Raw genomic sequence first — 19977 nt, 5'->3', positions numbered from 1 at the left:
AGTGTCAAACTAACCAATCATTCCACTGATGTACTGTAATAGTTTAAAACCTAGCTAGCACATAACTGCCAATCTTTGAAAGAACAAATAAACTCTGTAAACTGCTGTATGAGTTTTGGATTACGCCATCCCTTTGCTGTTTCCTCCGCCATAATAGCAAGGGCTTCTTCTAATGTGAAAGCTTTTTTATATGGTCTTTCACTAGTCAGAGCATCAAAAATATCTATTACCTGAAATACTTGGGCGAGATTTGGAATGTCATCTGCTACAAGTCCATCAGGATAGCCTGAGCCATCCCAACGTTCGTGGTGACTGCGGATAATGGGAATTACACCCCCCATACTGCGTAATGGCTGGCAAATTTTTTCCCCAATTAAAACGTGTTGCTTCATAATATCCCACTCTTCGGCAGTCAATTTGCCTTTTTTGAGCAGCACTGCGTCGGGAATGCCCACTTTACCGATGTCATGAAGATATCCTCCCCACATTAAATCCCGAATTTGGTTGCGTGTGAGATTGAGATGTTCTCCAAAATTTTTTCCCATATGCGTCAGACGTTCACAGTGATCACCAGTATTAGGATCACGACTTTCAACTGCCCTTGCAATGGAAAACAGCACCTGTTCGGCGTGTTCTAAGTCTTCATTCAAACGCTTTTGTCTGATCAGCGATTTTACTCGCGCCACTAACTCTACATGATCAAAGGGTTTGGTGATGAAATCATCTCCCCCAGTTTCAATTCCTCGAATGCGCGCTCGCCTGTCATTCAAAGCAGTAATGAAAATGATTGGAATGAGTCTGGTATGTTCATTTTGCTTAAGCAACTCGCACACCTGAAATCCATCCATTTCTGGCATCATCACATCCAACAGAATCAAGTCTGGTTGTTTCTGCATTACCAGTTTGAGCGCCGTAAAACCACTGTCTGCTTCTATAACTTCATAACCTTCTATTCCCAATAGGGCAGCAGCAGTCATCCGATTCATAGGATGATCATCTACTACTAAAATTCTCGGCGCATCTGAATCAAAGGTATTCACTGTTGATTTTTGAGTTTGTATCGTCTGGGAGACGAATAAATCATGAGTATCAGTAACAAGAATGTTCATTAATCAAGGCTTTTTTTATTTTTTTTACATCATTTACCTTGACTCAAGCAAAGCTTTTTTTCTGCTTTCTTGCATCCAAAGGTATTTTATAATCATTTTTTTTATTATCCTGTCTTTTCTAGTTTTTTTTTCAACTATAAGGTAACTCCAGCTTATAAAAAATTAACACTCATTTTTATAGATTTTTTGGTGTTTTATTTTGCAAAAAAACTTAATATAAGAAGCTTTCAGCAAATATAAACTTTGATTTTTTATTCGACAGTAGAAGATTATTATCTACTTGTATAATTGAGATTTTGACTTGATTCTTTTTATTTCTATTTTTTCAGTATAAGCAATTTAGAAAAATATATAAATTCGGGTTTTCACTGATTTTTCTTCATCTAATCTTCAAATAAGATGATTAACGGATGCAACCTCTATCAAAACAAGGTCTATTGGGTTTAAAGTTGTGGTTTTAAGATACTGGCTTGCGTATTATTGCTGTTTTTTCAATGTCAATTATATAATTATAATTACATCTGCGTGTCAGTGATGCCTTACTTTTTACATTGGTGATTTTGATCACAAAAATGCCTGTATAAGATTGTCAGAGCAGTAAAGCTATAAATATTACATATCATTAAGTAGATTTTTTGAGAACCATCTTTTACGCCAACCAGAGGTAGACTCTAGAGAGGAAGTTTGTTGTTCTTGTTGCCGTCGTCTCAAAATCACATCAGCAGCATCGCACAGCTGTGGATCGCGATAAGGAATAGCAGCACGAGTGAGTAAATGTTCTTGTTCTGCTAGAGAAAGTGGGAGAAAGAAGGATGAGGACGATAGAACGGTGGTGGTTTGTAGTTCATGATGGCTAGTTACTTGTTGATGTCCGGCTACTGTACCAGGTGTCTTTCTTCCCACTGGTGAGGTAGAACTTATTTGTAGTCCAGCTGCCAAAAGTGCCGTTCGTACAGCAGCCGCGCAGGAATAAGTCGCGAGTAAGCCATCTATGTCTAAACAAACAGATAGTTGTTTGATAAATTCAACAGTCCATAACTGAGGACAATGAGGTGGTGAAAACGGATCGAGAAAAATTGCATCAGCTTGAAAACCCGACTGGTTGACAAGTTTGATTGAATTTCTGGCATCACCAATGAGTAAAGTCGCTTTGAGACGATTTTGCAGTACTTGATGCTCAAAGGCTAACTGAGTCAAAATTTGGGTATATTTATATTCCCAGTTATCGAATAAGTGATGGGCGATCGCAGCTTGTGGTACAGCGCTATTGAGTTCTAAAGCAATGACTTCTATATAACAGTTGGGATTGACTGCCCAAATCGTTTCTATAGCAGCTGCACTGTTGTATCCTAGACCATAACAAACATCAAGCAACCGCACTGTTGGTTTGTGTGCTTTCAGTGATAGTTGAGTTGGGGCGACAAACTTAAAAAAACTCTCCTGACGCGCTCCGTAATGGCTGTGAAACGACTCGCTAAACTCATCAGAAAAAAAAGTGAACGAGCCATCTGCTGTGAGTTTGGGTGTAAAATTGTCTGAGTCTGACATAGTCATAAGTAGTGGTTAGTTGTTAGTAATCAGTGGTTCGTAAAGAACAGCACAACTAACAATTAATAATAAACAATTGACCGACAAACCTGAATTTATGATCGATAACCCTTGCGTTGTTTCTTGTGAATGGCTACTTCAACATCTTGATGATTCCCAAGTTGTTATCGTGGATTGTCGCTTTTCTCTGGCCCAGCCACAACTGGGAAGACAGCAATACCAAGAAAGTCACATCCCTGGAGCATATTACCTCGACTTGAATCAGGATCTTTCCAGTCCAGTGGGAGAACACGGAGGAAGACATCCTTTACCTAACTCTATTGAATTAGCTCAAAAATTATCAGCTATAGGAATCAATTCTCAAAAAACTTTTGTAGTCGCGTATGATGACTCTCGCCTTGCCTTTGCATCTCGTTTGTGGTGGCTGTTGCGCTATTTTGGACATGAGCGAGTGGCAGTACTGAATGGAGGGTTTTCTGCTTGGGAAAAAGCTGGATATCCTGTTACAGATGTGATTCCTGAACCTCGAATAGCGACTTTTGTCCCTAATCTACAGCCACAGATGGTTGTGGATTTTTTGGGAGTGAAAAACCGCAAAGATTCACAAGAGGTGGTGTTAGTTGATTCACGAGAACAAGATCGTTTTCTCGGTATTAGAGAACCAACTGATAAAATTGCGGGTCATATTTCTGGTGCGGTTAACTATTTTTGGCAGGAAGTAACTGACTCTGCAGGTTTTTTACTTCCGCAACAAGAGCAACGTCAACGCTGGTTAGAATTGGAAGATGCAAAGGACATTTTTGTCTATTGCTGTTCTGGCGTTACTGCTTGTGTGAATTTACTCTCCCTGGAACTGGCTGGAATTCCTACAGCTAAACTTTATCCCGGCAGCTGGAGTGATTGGATTAGTTATTAGGAATCAGGTTTGATTTATGAATTTACTCGTGAAGACTCTTAACAAGGAACACTTAATATCAAATGTATCTAGCTGAGCAAAAATCGAAAATGAGTCCTACAGATATTTCTCACTTATGACAAGTCAAGATAAAAGACAACACTCAAAAACGACCTAATTCCAGATTGTAATTAATACTGAAAAACCAGCCATCAACATTTATATATCTATCAGTTGAACCACCTAGGGTCAAACCTCCTTGTAAACTTAGATTTGTGTAGTTGGATATTCCGTAAGTTAAATGACCGTATAACCGATGGTATACGTCCTCTCTATCGCGTTGGGTAAAATCTGACAAACCAAATTGGTAATCAAGACCAATTTGGAGAGATCGTTCTAAGTAGTAGTTCAAAGAAACCCACACGGTATGAATGATTCGATCGCGGTTGTCTTGTTTACTGGGAGGATCAGTCAAGCTGAAACGCAATTCGTAAAAGCTATCTAACATCAATTTAGATGTGAGGGAGTCTCGCCGTCCTAAAGACAGGTGGAAAGAATCTTCATTCAAAAAGAGATCGCCAGCCGCAAAATTAGTACCATTTCTTGCATAAAACAACTTTTGATTGTTCCACCCAATTTCCCCATACATTTGGGGCGATAACTGCTGGAAAATACTAACGTTGAATCTCACCTGGTTGTAATTGTATTTTGATTGATCAATGTAACGCATTAAACTGCCATCAATTGATCCATTCAAAAAGGTTTTGTTTCCTAAGGGTATAGGCATAGAAGCTAGTGTTAATCCAGAGTAAATCAAGCCATCTTCTATGGGATTTACTTTTGAGGAAAAAATGTTATCTGTTTGGAAATAGCCAACGTGAGCCTGTAAATAGCCTATAGATCTCGGCTGAGCCTGAGGACGCTTTGGGGGTTGTTGCGGTTGTGATGGTTTTATTATTGGTTGTACCTTTAATATTCCTAGTTCAGGATCGCGAACTTGGGTAGACGCTTGCTTTTTCTCCTGTAACAATTGCCTTAGCTTCTGCAATCTTTGTGCGTAATCAATTTCAGGTGATTGCAACCGTTGTTCTATAGCTGGTGAGGAAGGTTGAGGAAGATCAGCGGGTTGACTTTCTAGCTGTGGAGGCTTCTCCGGTGTAGAGGATGCAGGACGTGGTGGTGGAGTGGGTGCTGGAGTGGGTGCTGCTGGTGGTGCTGGAGTGGGTGCTGGAGTGGGTGCTGGAGTGGGTGCTGCTGGTGGTGCTGCTGGTGGTGCTGCTGGTGGTGGTGTTTGATTTCCTTGAGATGCTGGTGGGGGTGGGGGTGTCTGATCTGGTGGTGTCTGGGAATAGAAATTTGAGACTCCATCATAAGTATTTGCTGTAGGTTGGCTTGTAAAGTCAAAAGAATTGAAAGACATGCCAACTTTATCCTGACATCCCGTTTCATCTGAACCCGACAAGAGTGGACAACCCTTTTGGTTAGTCGTGTTCGCGTCACGATTATTCGTGAAGTGGCAAAAACGAACGGGGTTTATTCTCAATAATTCGTTGTCAGTCTCAGTGATCCCGCTCGTTTTTGCACGGGTTGTCCACTTTTGTTCACGTTTTAACCCACACCCAACTTTTTTACCAAAATTTATTTTTTTTACTTCTTTACAAGATATTTGCCTACACTCTTGGCTCAATTGAGCGGGTATCCATGCGACCCCTAAAGATGTTATTCTTTGTATTAGATCATCTTCAGTCATTGATAGGTCTATATTGGCAGCGTGCGCCGCATCTACCTTCTTGATGTAAAACAAGATTGCACTACTATAAGCTAATACAATCCAAAAGAACAAATTTATCCAGCCCTTGGGTTGCATATTTAATTTTTCATTTTGGCAACAGTAGACTTACTCACTGTGCTAAAGGTTCCATGAGAAAAAATTACTATTTCAAGGGACTTTAGCGACAGTATTTGGTAAATGTACCCATTTTTATATCAAAAACGCAAATAAACTGTTACTGACTCCGCCTTGAAGGGTCGGGACTTGAAAACAGAGGTAATGTCTACTTCTTAATTCAAGTTAAACCAGTGTTTAGCTGTTTAAATGGTTACGAGGTCTGTATGAAGCTTACACCATAGTTTTTCAAAAAAAGAAACTCCAATAACCAGTTAACAGTATAATCCTGCATTAAATAAAATAAAATCATCAATAAAAAACAAGCAATTTTACGTAAGTAATGCCAGAACAAATAAGTAGGCTTAAACTGTGAACATCAGAACCTGTCTTCAACTGATTTGGTATCAATAAAATTATTTGAGGCTCCAAACTATGTTTCGTAAGTTTTTTTTACTCATAATAATTAGTTTCTGGGGAGTTGTTGTCCTCCCTGTAACAAAACAAGCAGATGCTACAACTCCTTTGACTGCTGCGGTCATTCAAGACCTCCGCAATTTGGTGCAACTCATACCGTACAAGAATTCTAAGCGTCCGGCACGCAAATCGGATCCTATGACTCCGGGAGATAGGCTGTCCACAGGGCGATCTGCCTTGGCAGACTTACGTTTTAACGACGGTTCTTTGGCTAGGATCGGAGAACAGGCAGTTTTTCAATTCTTGCCACAAAGAAGAAACTTCAGGCTGGACGATGGGACAGTGGTACTGCTGATTCCACCAGGTAGGGGACAAACACGTATAAGCACGCCAAATGCCGCAGCAGCAATTCGCGGTTCAGCATTATTTGTACGTTATGATCCGCAAACGGAAACCACGATTGTTGGTGCACTGACAAACAGTGGTATTCAAGTTTCTAATAAAGACGCTTCTCGAAAACAAGAGCTAAAAGCAGGACAACTGATAGTTTTAGTTAAAGGGGAATTGAAAGGTTTATACGATTTCGATCTAAGAACTTTTTATCAAACGAGTACCCTGGTTCGGGATTTAAATCTGACTTTAAAAAATGGTATACCAAGTTCAGATCTGGCGATCGCCAGCGTTCAAGCTGAGACTGCTGCTGCTGTTGCTGCACAATCGCCCCTTACTGGTCAGGATGTTGTTGTAAACCCACCTTTTATAAAGCCAACGACTCCCCCCGATTTACCCAGTAACAACATTACTAAAAATAATTCTCCAGCTAACAACATTATAGAAACAGGAGAAGTTGTGACAAATGCCGTTTCATCTCCCACACCCAAGCCTAGTAGGTCTACACCTACCGATCCGGTGACGCAGCCAACCAACCCACCCACTACTACCACATCACCAATAGTTACACCTCCTGTAACGGTCACTCAACCTCCAGTACCAGTAACACAACCGACAACAGTAATACCAGTAACTCAACCTACAGTACCAGTAGTCACACCAGTAACTCAACCTACAGTACCAGTAGTCACACCAGTCGCTCAGCCTTCTATACCAGTAGTAACACCAGTAACTCAACCTACAGTACCAGTAGTAACACCAGTAACTCAACCTTCTATACCAGTAGTAACACCAGTCACTCAACCTTCTGTACCAGTAACACAACCGACACAAACAGTACCACAACCAGCAAGCCCATCTTCAGTACCAACACCAACGACTCCAACAGTACCACAACCGGCAAGCCCATCTTCAGTACCAACACCAACGACTCCAACAGTACCTTCAACAACTCCGGTAAGACCAAGTACATAAAATCTATTTGGTCATCGCTATGGAATGAAAGAAGGTGCGTTACACTTCGTTACGCATTCTAGCCTCTAAGCCACGCTCAGCATAAAGTAAGTGGATAGGTACACGCTTCTCAAGGAATTGATGATGTGGCAGCGGTTGGAATTGTCATAGTTTCTCACAGTCGCCAGCTAGCAGAAGGAGTTCGGGAACTGGCTGTGCAAATGGTTCAGGGCAAAGTCTCCCTGGCTGTTGCAGCAGGAATTGACGACCCAAAAAACCCTCTAGGTACAGATGCTATACAAGTTTATGAGGCGATCGCCTCAATTTACAATGATCAAGGTGTCCTTGTCTTAATGGATTTAGGCAGCGCTTTGATGAGTGCAGAAATGGCACTTGAGTTTCTCTCCCAAGAACAACGCGAAAAAGTCCATCTGTGTGAAGCACCACTTGTTGAAGGTGCAATTGCAGCTGCTGTTGCTGCAGCTTCTGGTTGCAACATTCAACAAGTGATCGCCCAAGCAAGGGGAGCATTAGTTGCTAAAGCCACTCAATTGGGTGTAAACGTGAGCCATATCCTTGGGCAAACCACAGACGTATCTACCTCGTCATTTGTCGTTGAAGGACAAATTGCAAAACAAATACGTCTTACAGTCCGTAACCCCTTGGGATTACACGCTCGTCCTGCGGCGAAATTTGTGGCAACAGCAGCAGGTTTCCAATCCCAAATAAAAGTACAGAATATTACTAAGGGTACTGAAGCAGTACGCGCTGACAGTATCAACCAAGTCTCTATTTTGGCTGTGCGTCAAGGACACGAATTGCTTATTACTGCTACTGGTTCTGATGCGGATGAGGCGCTGGCAGCATTGCAAACATTAGTCGAAAATAACTTTGGCGAAGAAGATGCCACTTTAGCTCCTCTTACTACTAGTCCAGCAAACCACATTGTTTCGTCTGTTGATGACTTTCTCCAAGGTATTCCTGCTTCTAATGGAGTGGCGATCGCACCCGTTTTTCTCTATCACCCCACTCCGATTCTTATTCAGCAATACCACGTAGAAAATCGAGAAGAAGAGTGGCAACGTTTACAAGTTGCCGTACAAGCGGCTCACGAAGAAATTCAAGCTATATTCTCACAAGCATCTATCCAAATTGGAGACGCAGAAGCTGCCATTTTTGATGCTCATCTGCTCTTTCTAGAAGATCCTGTGGTACTTGAGGCAGTCCAGCAACGTATTTTTGAACAACACTTAAATGCGGAAGCAGCTTGGCAAGCAGTGGTCAATGAGTTGGCAAATGACTATCGTAGAATTGAGGACTCTTATTTACAAGAGCGAGTTGCTGATATTGTAGACGTGGGACAGCGAGTCTTACGACTGCTAAGTAGATTTGAATCCCATTTGAGAAATTCTGAGGACAAACTTACTCATTTGAATCTATCTGAGCCAGTTATTTTAATTGCAACTGATATAAGTCCTTCTGATGCAGCTAGGCTAGATCCAACTAAAATCCTGGGAATCTGTACAACATCTGGCAGTGCGATTTCACACAGTGCCATAATAGCTCGCAGATTAGGTATTCCTGCTATTTTTGGTTTACCACCAGAAATTATGCAAGTCGCAAATAATACTATAGTAGCACTGGATGGAGAGATTGGCAGAGTTTGGATAGAACCAGAACCAGATATCCAAACTGCACTTGAAGCAAAGCGAAATCTACAGGAACTTGCTCATCAGCAAGCAATCACAACGGCGGCGAATCCAGCAGTGACTCGTGACAAGACGAGGGAAATCAAAGTATACGCTAATATTGGGGGTATCTCTGATACTGAAGAAGGTTTGAGCTTGGGTGCAGAAGGCGTGGGACTATTCCGCACTGAGTTTCTTTATTTGGAAAGAACAACACCGCCAACAGAAGAAGAACAAATAGCAGTTTATCAAAGAATCGCCCAACTTCTTGATCATCGTCCGTTGATTATTCGTACACTTGATGTGGGAGGCGACAAGCCAATTCCTTACCTGGATTTACCACAAGAAAGTAATCCTTTTTTGGGTTGGCGCGGAATTCGTTTTTGTCTGGATCATCCTGATATTTTGAAAACCCAGTTGCGGGCAATTTTAAAAGCGAGTCTCGGACATCAAATTAAGATTATGTTTCCGATGATTGCTACTGTGCAAGAAATACAAGCAGCCAAGGCAATATTAGCCCAAGTACGAGCAGAACTACGTCAAGCAGGTGTGCTTTTTGATGAAAAGATGGAAGTGGGGATAATGGTGGAGATACCTTCGGCAGTTATTCTTGCTGAACAGTTAGCGGCTGAAGTGGACTTTTTTAGTATCGGAACGAATGACCTTAGCCAGTATGTCATGGCGGCAGATCGCACGCATCCCTTAGTTGCAAGTTTGGTTGATGCAATGCATCCAGCTGTGTTGCGGATGATTCAGCAAACTGTCCAAGCTGCACATAAAGCAGGCCTTTGGGTGGGGTTATGTGGAGAACTCGCAGCCAATCCTCTAGCAGCGCCGATTTTACTAGGGTTGGGATTGGATGAAGTGAGTTTGAATCCGCAAGGTATTCCAGCATTTAAGCAGGCGATCGCCCAGTTGACAATGGCGGAATCAGAGGCGATCGCTGCATCAGCCATGCAGCAAAACTCTGCAACTGACGTCAGAGAAGTCGTCTCAGCCTTTCTAAACCGTCAACTTAACGATCACTAAAATCAAACTGGCATAAACTATTTTATGGCGTTAAGCTAGCTGCGCCTCCGGCAATTGTGCTGAGAAATTTGAGTGTGGCTTTTTGTGCTTCGGTTAAATCTTTCACTTATAACAAGAGCGCTAAGTGGAGTACCACTATAGCGTGGGGCTTACGGCGAAGAAGCTAAATTCCAGCAACAAAGTCGTGAAGTCCTAAAGATCCAAATTTAGAATTGTTGGCAAGATAGACTTTTCTATATGCTTATCTGAGGAAAAGATGAATTTTTCAATCTTTACAAAGTTTAGTAGAATGACATTATTAACAGATAAGTATTTTTGCTCATTTGAATTATGATAGCGGATCGATTTCCCTGGCTGACCGCGATTATCCTCCTCCCCTTCATTGCTTCCCTAATCATTCCCTTATTGCCTGATAAAGACGGCAAGGTTGTGCGATGGTATGCCCTAGGTATAGGATTTGCGGACTTTGTCTTGATGTGCTACGCCTTTTTGACCCATTACGATGCAACCAGCGCGACTTTTCAACTCGCGGAAAAATATGCCTGGGTGCCTCAATTAGGTTTTAGCTGGGCAGTTTCGGTCGATGGACTATCTGTACCGCTTGTGCTTCTGGCAGGACTGGTGACGACACTTTCGATATTTGCAGCGTGGCAAGTTAATATTAAGCCTCGCTTGTTCTATTTTCTGATGCTGGTACTGTATTCCGCACAGATAGGGGTATTCGTCGCGCAAGACTTGCTGCTGTTTTTCATTATGTGGGAACTGGAACTGGTTCCCGTCTACCTACTCGTCTCGATTTGGGGTGGACAAAAGCGTCGCTACGCAGCAATGAAATTCTTACTGTATACCGCAGCAGCTTCTATCTTCATTCTGGTAGCGGCGCTGGCAATGGCACTCTACGACGATAATATGACCTTTGATATAGTAGAGCTTGCCATGAAGAATTACCCGCTGACGCTAGAACTGCCCCTTTACGCAGGATTGCTGATTGCATTTGGTGTCAAATTGGCTGTTTTCCCATTGCACACTTGGCTACCTGACGCACATGGTGAAGCTTCTGCTCCCGTGTCAATGATTTTGGCGGGTGTACTCCTGAAAATGGGTGGATACGGACTGATTCGCCTAAATTTGGAGCTTCTATCTGATGCACACATTTACTTTGCACCGATTATAGCCATTTTGGGCGTCGTCAACATTATTTATGGCGCGTTGAACTCCTTTGCCCAATCCAACATGAAGCGTCGCCTAGCGTATTCGTCGGTTTCCCACATGGGGTTCGTATTGCTGGGTATTGCGTCCTTTACCGACTTGGGAGTCAGCGGTGCGATGTTGCAGATGATCTCACACGGTTTAATCGCAGCTGTGCTGTTCTTCCTGTCAGGCGTGACCTACGATCGCACTCATACAATGGTAATGGAAAAGATGGGTGGTATGGGTCAGCCAATGCCCAAAGTGTTTGCCCTGTTTACGGCTGGAGCAATGGCGTCGCTGGCTCTCCCTGGTATGAGCGGCTTTGCCAGTGAGCTTTCAGTCTTCGTTGGCGTAACGACCAGCGACATCTACAGTTCAACTTTCTGCACAGTGACAGTCTTCTTAGCAGCAGTGGGAGTTATCCTCACGCCGATCTATTTGCTCTCAATGCTGCGACAAGTATTTTACGGTTCTGGTGCAGCACTCTCATGCGAAATTGGCAATGCTGACTCGGAGAATCAGGATGATGAAGGCGCAGTTTGCTTCGGTACTGACTGCCTCCTGCCTAACCAAGCAGTCTATGAAGATGCCAGACCGCGTGAGTTGTTCATCGCTGCCTGTTTTCTCTTACCGATTATCGGCATCGGATTTTATCCCAAGATAGCTACGCAGATGTACGATGTAAAGACTGTCGCGGTGAACACTCAAGTCCGCCAATCATATACTCAAATCGCGCAAGCGAATCCTCATATATATGCCAAGGGTTTCTTGGCTCCTAAAATCGCAGAATCTGAAGTTCCAACCGTTTTGGGAATTATCAAGTAACCTTGGCAACCTTCCGACACGCTGCACGAACGTGTTAAACCCGCGCCCCACCGCATAAACGGTCGAATTCACGTTAAGCTGGGAGCATCTTTCTCCCACTAGCGTCTTGCAAAATTAAGATGCTCCTGATCGCTTCTACATTTTGGGTTTTACTGTGAGTCGCATGGACTTTCTCCTGGTACTACTACGCTTGACTTCATCTCTGAATTTTTCTTTACTAGAAACGGATAAATGAACAGATAAACACCGCTGACTGCCAGTGTTGACTTAAAAAACAAAAAGGACATTTCAATCAGATTGTGAATCCAGGGAGCAAACCATCCTAGCAATCCTCGATACTCCAAAAAATCGGTGCTATTGAAACCATATTTCAACAACTTGCCGTTATGAGCATCAAGATACCACTCAAACAGACGTTTTTTATTTTCAAATCGATAAACGCCTAAAGTTGGTAGATAGGCAATTTCATCAATGTCTTGTAGCGTATTAATTCCCTCTGGCTGCAGAGAGATTAATGCATGTGTTGCCTGTTCTAGAGAAAGTAAAGACCTGGTATTTTCTGCAACAGTTTGAGTGGGTGGTTTGCCGTCAACTGTAGGTAAGCCAGAACTGAAAGCAGATGGAAGGGCAATTATTTCTATTAGGTAAATTGCAATGACCACAGCAAAGTAAAGCCCAACCCATCGGTGAATTGTTCTTGACCATCTTGATAGAAACTGTTTAATTTTCATCATGCCTCCTGACTTTCACTGAAAATTCTGTTCCGTCCTTTAAATTTAAAGTTGATGACCGATAACCATTAGCGGGGTTCTGCAAAAAATCAACATAATCTTTGAGCGGCTCCTTAAAGGTATTGACATTATCAGAGACAACAATTCCGCCTGGTCGGATAAATGGGTCTATAATTTTTAATACATCCAAAGCTAATTCTGGCCAGCCATCAATCAATACTAAATCAACTGTTTTATTTAAAGTTGTTAGTGTTTTTAAACCATCACCTTCTCGAATATCCACATAGGTTTCTAGTCCTGCTTCAGCAATATTTTTTCTGGCTTGCACGACTTTCTCATGTACCATTTCGGTGCCAATAACAATGCCGCCACCATTGTCTCTCACGGCAGTCGCTAAATAAATTGTAGAAATTCCAAAAGAAGTACCAAACTCAATAATAGTTTTGGCATTAATTGCACGGGCTATTAAATACAGGAATTCTCCTTGGTCTGGTTCAATGGGAATGTATTTATCGTTATAATATTCAGTTTTTGTCTGATCCCACTTAATGCCCTTACCCAAAAATAAGCCAGGAAGCTTTGGCAAGTAGTGGAGAATTAATCTAGGTAATTGCCTATCAGCTTCTGCGTGCAGTCGATTTAAAACAGTTTTAACTTTCGCGTCGTTGAGTGCGCTTGGTTTAGAAAGTTTGCTCATGGTTATCAATAATTGATCAGGCTATTTCACTGAAGAAAGTAGTTTTAGCGGATGGTGGACTATCTTGAAACTTCTTTTAACTACCCTCCTCAATTCCTTCTTAGAAAGGTAGGAAGGAATCTGTCTGCTTTCCTCCCTAAGCCATCAGCGAGGGTTAGGGTGGGGTTAAAACTGCAGCGAAACCGAGCCAATCACGGTCAATGGTTCGCCAAAAATGTTACCTCCACCTCGCAGATTCGATACACTTTCGATGTATTTGACATCACCAATATTTTTGAAGTTAAGCCCAAATCGCCAATTATTGCGCCGATAAAAAACTGCTGCATTGGTGATGAAATAACCATCTGCCTGATAGCTGTTAGCTAAATCCCCCTGTCTTTCACCCACATAATTAAATCCAACTCCCACCCCTAAACCCTGCAAATTACCGCGCTGAATTTCATAAGTTGTCCACAGACTGGCACTATGTTCGGGAACACCATATAACCTATTGCCAACCAATTCGGGATTGGTATCAGCGCTGACTTCACCATTGATGTAAGCGTAGGAAGCGATGATCTTCCATCCCGGCAATATTTCTCCCGCGACATCGAACTCAACCCCACGACTGCGCTGTTCTCCAGATGCGATTGATGCAAGGGGGAAGTTGGGATCGGTAACCGCCACATTTTGTTTGGTAATGTCAAAATATGCCAACGTGGCAAACAGTTTACCATTTAGCAACTCTGTTTTTACGCCAAACTCATAACCTTTGCCCCGTTGCGGTTCAAAAGGTTCACCCGTTGCTGTATTTGTCGTATTGGGAGTGAAGGATTCTGAGTAACTGGCGTACAAGGATACAGCTTTGCTCGGTTGGTAAAGAATCCCCACACGCGGAGTAAAAGCATCATCATTTTGAGTAGTCTCACCCGGTTGTGTCACCTGCCCCGGCACGTTGACTGTTTTTGATTCTATGGTGTCGTAGCGGATACCTGCTAACAGCTTCAGATTCTGGAATAATGAAATCTGATCTTGCAGATAGAATCCCCAGCGATTGGATGTTCCATCAGTGCCGCCATAAGGCGGTAATGTATTCTCACTGGGTTTAGCCACCCCGTAAACCGGATTGAAAAGATTCAACGGTAGAGGAGTAGTAAAATCAAACACTGTGAAAAAGTTTGTTGCACTATGAATGTAGTCTGCACCGAATAAAAGAGTGTGATTGATAGGACCCGTAGCAAACTCACCCACGACGTTAGCTTGCAAACTATAATTCTCATCGTGTCCTTCTTGGGAGGCAAAAAAGCGACTGACTGTACCCGTTGCTTCGTCAAAAGAAAGGGGAAGCGCAACAACATTGAAATCGTAGTCATAGGAGGAATAGCGAAAGGCATTGCGTAATTTCCAATTCCGACTAAACCGATGCTCGAAGTTATAACCAACATTTAGATATTGATTTGTCACCGCGTCAGTAGGTTCGGAGTCAATGTGATCCCGTGGAACATCAGCAATTTTTTTGCCAATAGCTGGGATACCAAAATCAGCAGGGCGATTATTGTCGAGTTATTCCAGCGAAATTCCTAAATCGGTGCGATCGCCTATTTTCCAGGTAAGTGTCGGGGCAATAAAGATATGCGAATCTTCTTGGTCAAAGTTGCGAAAGCTGTCCAATCTCTGGTACAAGCCATTCAGGCGGTAGAGTACTTTACCATCAGCGCTTAAAGGACCAGAAAAGTCAAAGCGGGGTCGGACTAAACCCCGGCTTCCCACTTGTAATTCTGTTTCGTAAAACGGCTCGGACAAGGGCTGCTTGGACACCGCGTTAATCAATCCTCCGGGTTCAATCGCACCATACAAAATGGATGCCGGACCCTTGAGTACTTCAATCCGCTCTAAATTGGCTACTTCTAAAGGCGCTTGAACAACGCCATACCGTCTAAATCCATCGCGCAGAATCGGGGCATCAGTAAACCCTCGAATGCTGAAATCCGCACCAGACCTGTTGTTTGAACTTCCTTGGTAAGTGACACCACTAACATTGCGCAGCGCTTCTTCTGTGCGTGTGACTTGCTGATCCCGAATTATCTCTTGAGGAACTACCTGAATTGCAAAGGGAGTCTCAATAATCGGGGTATCGGTGCCGGTGGCAGTGGAAGCATTAGGTGCTGTATACTGGTTTTGCTGACCCGTCACCACTAACTCAATTGGCTCATCACTTTGGGAGTCGGGCGGTTTTTGGGACTGAGTTTCACTAGTAGGCTGTTGTGTTTGAGGCTGCTGCCCTTGCTGCACAGAAGATGCAACAGCAAAGATCAGACCTTCATTACCATCAAATAACTCAACAAGTGGTAACTTCGCCTCACCCGTCACCGTGACTCGAATTGTCTTTGCATCTTGATTTGTTACTTTTATCTCAGTAATACCCGCTATTGGTTTTTCCGAGCGGAATATGAATGCCTCGCCACTGGGTAGGCGCAGTTGAGCATTTGGAATATCGACAATAAAATTGTTACCAGCACTGCGATTGGTGAGTTGTAATTGTTCCCCCTTGGTAGTCTGTAATATTATTTCCACACCTTTAGCTGTGGAATTTGCCTTGACTGCTGTCACTTGCACCACTTGCAAAATTTCTGAGGAGGGCGCTGGTTGTGGTGTTGACGATTGAGAAAGCAACCCACTAGCATTAGTGACGGGGAGCTCAATCTCGCTTAATCGCCGAATCTTATTAGTTGTTGTAGTTGTTGACTTTCCATGCTCGGTTTCAACCTCTGCCAAAGCAGATTGAATGACTACACAATTAAAAATGTATCCTATCAAACAGACTACTAGCCACAAATGCATTTTGGGCAGAGATATCCAACCTTTCATTGCTTCTCACACTCCAGCTACAAAACTTATTGCATATCTTTATTAATTGCAATTGAGTTCAGTCTAGAGAAACACCAGTGATGAAGTCTATCCGGAAACGGTGTTATTAGTCCCGAAACGGCATTACGATCCACAAAGGGATTTTCCACCCCACAAACAATCGCTGGGTGTGATCCCAAATTTGCGCTTGAAGGCTGCAGCAAAGTGTCCTAAATGGCAATAACCAACCAAGTTGGCAACCTCGGCAACAGTTAGTTTCCCTTCGCGTAGAAGTTGCTCTGCTTGCTCCATGCGTTTATCGGTAAGATAGGTAAACACTGTTGTACCAAATAATTCCCGAAATCCATAACGGAGAGTGCGATCACTTACCCCCACCTGTTGTCCCAATTCTACTAATGAAGGTGGATTCTCTAGACGAGAGAGCAAAATTTCTCTGGCATGATGAATACGGGCGATCGTTCTTTTCTTAAGTCGCGGCGATTTTTGCACTCCACCCTCACCCGCTAACAGAGGAGTCAATTGCAACGACATCAACTCCACCACCTTCGCCTGTAAATACATCCGCTTCATTACTCCTTGGTAAGGACAGTTGACAATTTGCCGTGCTACTTCTTCGATGGCGATCGTAGTTCTTGGGTAGAGTAATGTTTGCCAGTCATTATCCTTCACTAATAAATCCAACTCTGGAAGAATTTTTCCATCATTTGTAGGGAAAAAAGTTCTCAACAAATCAGAGGACATCTCAATGTCAACACCTACAACTCGCTGGAATTCTCGAATAGTCATTTTTCGTTGAATACCACTACCAGAAATGAGTGTATATCCCTCGCCAACCTGTCTGCCGTGTTCATCTATGATTTTTCCTGACAGATGAACACGAAATTGCAGAGGGTGCTCGTAATCAGGGATTTTAGTGACTACGTCATCAGGGTACTCATAGTCAAAAATCGCCAGCTTGAGAGTAGGATATAGTTCGATTACTTCCATACATCCTTCGCCTAATTGCTTGGGTATTTCACCAAATATTTCATAAGGCTCTGAGGATAAGTTTTTGGTAGTATTCTCAAAAGCTTCATTCCAAAGTTCGCTGTGCTCTTTCATTGTCAGAGTGATGGTCATAGGTGGCGACGGGTAGATAGTTATAATTGATAATATTTATTCTCAATAATCTTACCGCAATCTATCAACCACTTTTGACCTGATCAGAACTCCTGTTGGACGCTAGCTCAATGCAGTCAAAAGCCTACACGCCAAATTTTGATTGTTTTGTCAGAACTACCACTAGCAATAAAACGACCATCTGAACTAATAGCAACAGAGTTTATCACCTGTGAATGTCCTATAAGGGTTTGCAGCAATTCTCCCGTCTGCGAATGCCACATCTTGATGGTTTTATCAGCACTACCGCTATAAAGAGTTTTTCCATCAGGACTAACAGCTATTGATGTCACTTCATCTGAATGTCCAGTCAGCGTATGTAATACTTTACCAGTACAAAGATGCCAAATTTTGATAGTTTTATCTGTACTACCGCTGAGCAAGAATTGACCATCAGGAGAAATAGCTATTGCTTTCACCTCACCTGAATGCCCGCCCAGAGTACTTAATAGTTCTCCTGTGATTGGATTCCATAGTCTAATCTTATGATCACTGCTACCACTGGCAAGAATTGCACTATCTGGACTAATCGCAGCAGCATAAACTGCGGATGAATGCCAAAGAGTGGAAATGCGTTCGCCCAAAGGGCGGCTAAGAGCTGGAGGATCGCCTGTATGCAAGTTCCAAATTTTAATTTTGTTACTAGCGCTGGCAAGAATTAGTCCATCTGGACTAATTACTACACAGTTAATAGGTTTTTGATGCCCTAAAAGAGTATGCAATAATTTACCAGTTGCAAGATGCCATACTTTAACATTATTTCTAGGGTGTTCGCAGCTACCAACAACTAGCAAATTTCCATCAGGACTAATAGCCACTGATGAAACTTCTCCAATTTTTTCAGTTAAAGTGCGGACAACTTTTCCTGTACTAAGATTCCAAATTTTTACGGTTTTATCTGCACACCCACTGACTAAAATTTGTCCATCTGGGCTTATGGCTACAGATGTGACTTTATCAGAGTGTCAATCAGGGTGTGACTAAGATAAACAGATTCGTGTTGACGTTTGTCTTTCTCTTGAGCAATAGCATTCAATAATTCCTCAGCATAGGTGACACTTTGACTATCACCAACTGCTGTAAAATATTCTTTTAATTTTTCAATATATCCTTCATCTTCTATCTTTATAGCTGATTGCATTGCTCGTAAAGGATGGATTTCTCTGTGTTGTGAAACTTGGCGTAGTTGCAACCATGTGTTAACTGAGTAATCCACCTGTTCCTTTGCCCATACCTCATCAAGTAAATGCGATAAAGTCTGCGCCAATTTCAATGCTAAATCAGGAATCCAGTGATGTCGCTCTACTTCCAAGGCTTGGTAAAGTTGTTTATATCCTGCAGCGTACATGTAAAGTGGGTTGTCGTCAGACATCGCTTGCAGCAATTTTGAATTAATAGTGTTTGTCAGAAAACTAGGTAGTAATTCAGGTAGTAGTGGAGGAACATCATTATGAACCAAGTGATATGCATCTGCTACCCAACTTGCAGCAAGGGTATGACACGTAATCAAAACCTGGCAGAGTTTTTCAATATCTTGGCGATTCACTTGGTATTGTAAGCCCAATTGACTAATATCAATTCCTTTTTCTTTCCATTTTTCTGCTTTTTCCAAAGTTGCCAAGTTGCTCACATTTTCTCCGCCAATCTGATTAATTTCCTCTAAGCTTTCTCCCAGTGCAATCAGTTCATCTCTTATTATTTTCCACTTCTTAGCACGACTTATTGCTGACTCATCAACAATTTCCTTGTATGGTAAGCGAGAAATCGTTTTATAATAATAATTCTCTTGTCCAATTCCCCAATAACCAATACGAAAATTTAGATAATCTCCATCAGCTTCTGACTCTAAAATTAAAACAGGCTCTGTTTTTAATGTTCCAAACAGAGCCTTAATACTTGATTCACTATGAAAACGCTTACTATCCCAAGCCCCTGCTAAAAACTCTGTCGGTCTAACTGGATTGTGTAGAGAATAATGCTGATTAAGAAATTCTCGTAAACCTTCAGCTAACATGAACTCGATATCTGAAATATCTTCTCCTCGATTATCAAATTTATCAAACTTTATTTTAGGAGGAGCAAGAAAAATTTTTAGTGGAGTGCGTTGATTCTTGGTATGAGACTCTAAAATTTGTGAAGGCAATAATCGTAAAGGCCAATTTTCAAAAATTTTCTGTGCTTCTGGTAATTTGAGCGCTGTTTCTTGCTGTTGTGTTGCTATCTTTAGTTGTGTTTTTTGAACATCAAATGCTAATTGCTGTTGCTGAATTTTTTCTTGCTCCAGTTTTCCCGAATGACTGATACTGTGACTAACACTGCTAACAGATTGAATAAATTCTTTAATCTCTTGGGAAGCTAAGTATTTTGCGAGTGTCGGACGTTCTTCATTTCTTTTTTGTATTAAAGCTGCAATGACAGGTGTCAACTCTAATACTATTTGAAACAGTAATCTTACTCCTATATCCATAAAAATATATCTGCCAGATCAATACAGTTAATACTGTTTAATGCTTGATAATAGCCATATTTTGCGTTAATTCCTGCTATCTACACCGAAAGATAGATATAGCATATCCTACTACTAACTGGCGTTTGATTCTTTATTCAAAAAGA

At 42.1% G+C, this 19977-nt stretch carries 12 protein-coding genes and 2 pseudogenes; 4 read left to right on the top strand and 10 right to left on the bottom strand.

Annotated features, from left to right (window positions below; translation table 11 throughout):
* Positions 1-50 precede the first annotated feature (50 nt).
* Positions 51-1109, bottom strand: a complete 1059-nt coding sequence (locus AC5590_RS12695) for a response regulator (protein WP_248277183.1) — start codon at positions 1107-1109, stop codon at positions 51-53.
* Positions 1110-1721: 612 nt separating this feature from the next.
* Entirely contained in the window at positions 1722-2657 is a 936-nt protein-coding gene (locus tag AC5590_RS12690) for a tRNA (5-methylaminomethyl-2-thiouridine)(34)-methyltransferase MnmD (protein ID WP_169264090.1), read from the bottom strand.
* Between the two features lie 97 nt (positions 2658-2754).
* Here AC5590_RS12690 and AC5590_RS12685 point away from each other — a divergent pair, with 97 nt between their 5' ends.
* The gene (locus AC5590_RS12685) at positions 2755-3573 is read left to right on the top strand and encodes a sulfurtransferase (RefSeq protein ID WP_169264060.1); all 819 of its coding nucleotides are present in this window, start codon (positions 2755-2757) and stop codon (positions 3571-3573) included.
* A gap of 142 nt (positions 3574-3715) precedes the next feature.
* On the opposite strand, the gene AC5590_RS12680 is transcribed toward AC5590_RS12685, so the two are convergent.
* A complete protein-coding gene (locus AC5590_RS12680; RefSeq protein WP_211178343.1) occupies positions 3716-4972 on the bottom strand; it encodes a hypothetical protein in 1257 nt (418 codons plus the stop codon).
* A 900-nt stretch (positions 4973-5872) separates the two neighbouring features.
* Here AC5590_RS12680 and AC5590_RS12675 point away from each other — a divergent pair.
* Together AC5590_RS12675 and ptsP are read left to right on the top strand one after the other, a co-directional pair.
* The gene (locus AC5590_RS12675; protein WP_169264059.1) at positions 5873-7219 is read left to right on the top strand and encodes a FecR domain-containing protein; all 1347 of its coding nucleotides are present in this window, start codon (positions 5873-5875) and stop codon (positions 7217-7219) included.
* Positions 7220-7344: 125 nt separating this feature from the next.
* Entirely contained in the window at positions 7345-9915 is a 2571-nt protein-coding gene (gene ptsP, locus AC5590_RS12670) for a phosphoenolpyruvate--protein phosphotransferase (RefSeq protein WP_169264058.1), read from the top strand.
* A gap of 22 nt (positions 9916-9937) precedes the next feature.
* On the opposite strand, the gene AC5590_RS12665 is transcribed toward ptsP, so the two are convergent.
* On the bottom strand, positions 9938-10021 hold the full coding sequence (locus tag AC5590_RS12665; protein ID WP_169264089.1) for a VENN motif pre-toxin domain-containing protein: 84 nt from the start codon (positions 10019-10021) through the stop codon (positions 9938-9940).
* Positions 10022-10245: 224 nt separating this feature from the next.
* Here AC5590_RS12665 and AC5590_RS12660 point away from each other — a divergent pair, with 224 nt between their 5' ends.
* Positions 10246-11931: an NAD(P)H-quinone oxidoreductase subunit 4 gene (locus tag AC5590_RS12660; protein WP_169264057.1), complete on the top strand. Its 1686-nt coding sequence runs from the start codon at positions 10246-10248 to the stop codon at positions 11929-11931.
* A 149-nt stretch (positions 11932-12080) separates the two neighbouring features.
* Here the strand turns inward: AC5590_RS12660 and AC5590_RS12655 are convergent, their stop codons facing one another.
* The 6 genes and pseudogenes from AC5590_RS12655 to AC5590_RS12630 all read right to left on the bottom strand — a co-directional run bounded on the left by AC5590_RS12655 (position 12081) and on the right by AC5590_RS12630 (position 19831).
* Positions 12081-12665 carry a PepSY domain-containing protein gene (locus tag AC5590_RS12655; RefSeq protein WP_248277182.1) on the bottom strand — a complete coding sequence of 195 codons (585 nt, stop codon included), beginning with the start codon at positions 12663-12665 and terminating at the stop codon, positions 12081-12083.
* Positions 12652-13359, bottom strand: coding sequence for an O-methyltransferase (locus tag AC5590_RS12650; RefSeq protein ID WP_169264056.1), 708 nt, complete (start codon positions 13357-13359; stop codon positions 12652-12654). Before AC5590_RS12650 ends, AC5590_RS12655 begins: the two co-directional genes overlap by 14 nt.
* Before the next feature lie 165 nt (positions 13360-13524).
* Positions 13525-14880 (bottom strand): annotated as a pseudogene (locus AC5590_RS12645) (TonB-dependent siderophore receptor); the annotation flags it as partial.
* Between the two features lie 21 nt (positions 14881-14901).
* A complete protein-coding gene (locus AC5590_RS12640; protein ID WP_248277181.1) occupies positions 14902-16206 on the bottom strand; it encodes a TonB-dependent receptor plug domain-containing protein in 1305 nt (434 codons plus the stop codon).
* 123 nt (positions 16207-16329) lie between these two features.
* Positions 16330-17307 carry a helix-turn-helix transcriptional regulator gene (locus AC5590_RS12635; RefSeq protein WP_348982694.1) on the bottom strand — a complete coding sequence of 326 codons (978 nt, stop codon included), beginning with the start codon at positions 17305-17307 and terminating at the stop codon, positions 16330-16332.
* 134 nt (positions 17308-17441) lie between these two features.
* Positions 17442-19831 (bottom strand): annotated as a pseudogene (locus AC5590_RS12630) (WD40 repeat domain-containing protein).
* Positions 19832-19977: the final 146 nt, after the last annotated feature.

Origin of the sequence: Brasilonema octagenarum UFV-OR1, from assembly GCF_963888615.1 — a bacterium.
In the GTDB taxonomy this organism is placed as follows: Bacteria; Cyanobacteriota; Cyanobacteriia; order Cyanobacteriales; family Nostocaceae; genus Brasilonema; species Brasilonema sennae.
The sequence above is the reverse complement of the archived record's forward strand: the minus strand, read 5'-3'. Positions and strand labels throughout refer to the sequence as shown.

Bases quoted from the DNA above. Each gene is read 5' to 3' on its own strand.
- AC5590_RS12690 (WP_169264090.1), bottom strand. From the start codon at position 2,657: ATGTCAGACTCAGACAATTTTACACCCAAACTCACAGCAGATGGCTCG.
- AC5590_RS12675 (WP_169264059.1), top strand. From the start codon at position 5,873: ATGTTTCGTAAGTTTTTTTTACTCATAATAATTAGTTTCTGGGGAGTT.
- AC5590_RS12695 (WP_248277183.1), bottom strand. From the start codon at position 1,109: ATGAACATTCTTGTTACTGATACTCATGATTTATTCGTCTCCCAGACG.
- AC5590_RS12655 (WP_248277182.1), bottom strand. From the start codon at position 12,665: ATGATGAAAATTAAACAGTTTCTATCAAGATGGTCAAGAACAATTCAC.
- AC5590_RS12680 (WP_211178343.1), bottom strand. From the start codon at position 4,972: ATGTCTTTCAATTCTTTTGACTTTACAAGCCAACCTACAGCAAATACT.
- AC5590_RS12685 (WP_169264060.1), top strand. From the start codon at position 2,755: ATGATCGATAACCCTTGCGTTGTTTCTTGTGAATGGCTACTTCAACAT.
- AC5590_RS12640 (WP_248277181.1), bottom strand. From the start codon at position 16,206: ATGAAAGGTTGGATATCTCTGCCCAAAATGCATTTGTGGCTAGTAGTC.
- AC5590_RS12650 (WP_169264056.1), bottom strand. From the start codon at position 13,359: ATGAGCAAACTTTCTAAACCAAGCGCACTCAACGACGCGAAAGTTAAA.
- AC5590_RS12660 (WP_169264057.1), top strand. From the start codon at position 10,246: ATGATAGCGGATCGATTTCCCTGGCTGACCGCGATTATCCTCCTCCCC.
- AC5590_RS12635 (WP_348982694.1), bottom strand. From the start codon at position 17,307: ATGAAAGAGCACAGCGAACTTTGGAATGAAGCTTTTGAGAATACTACC.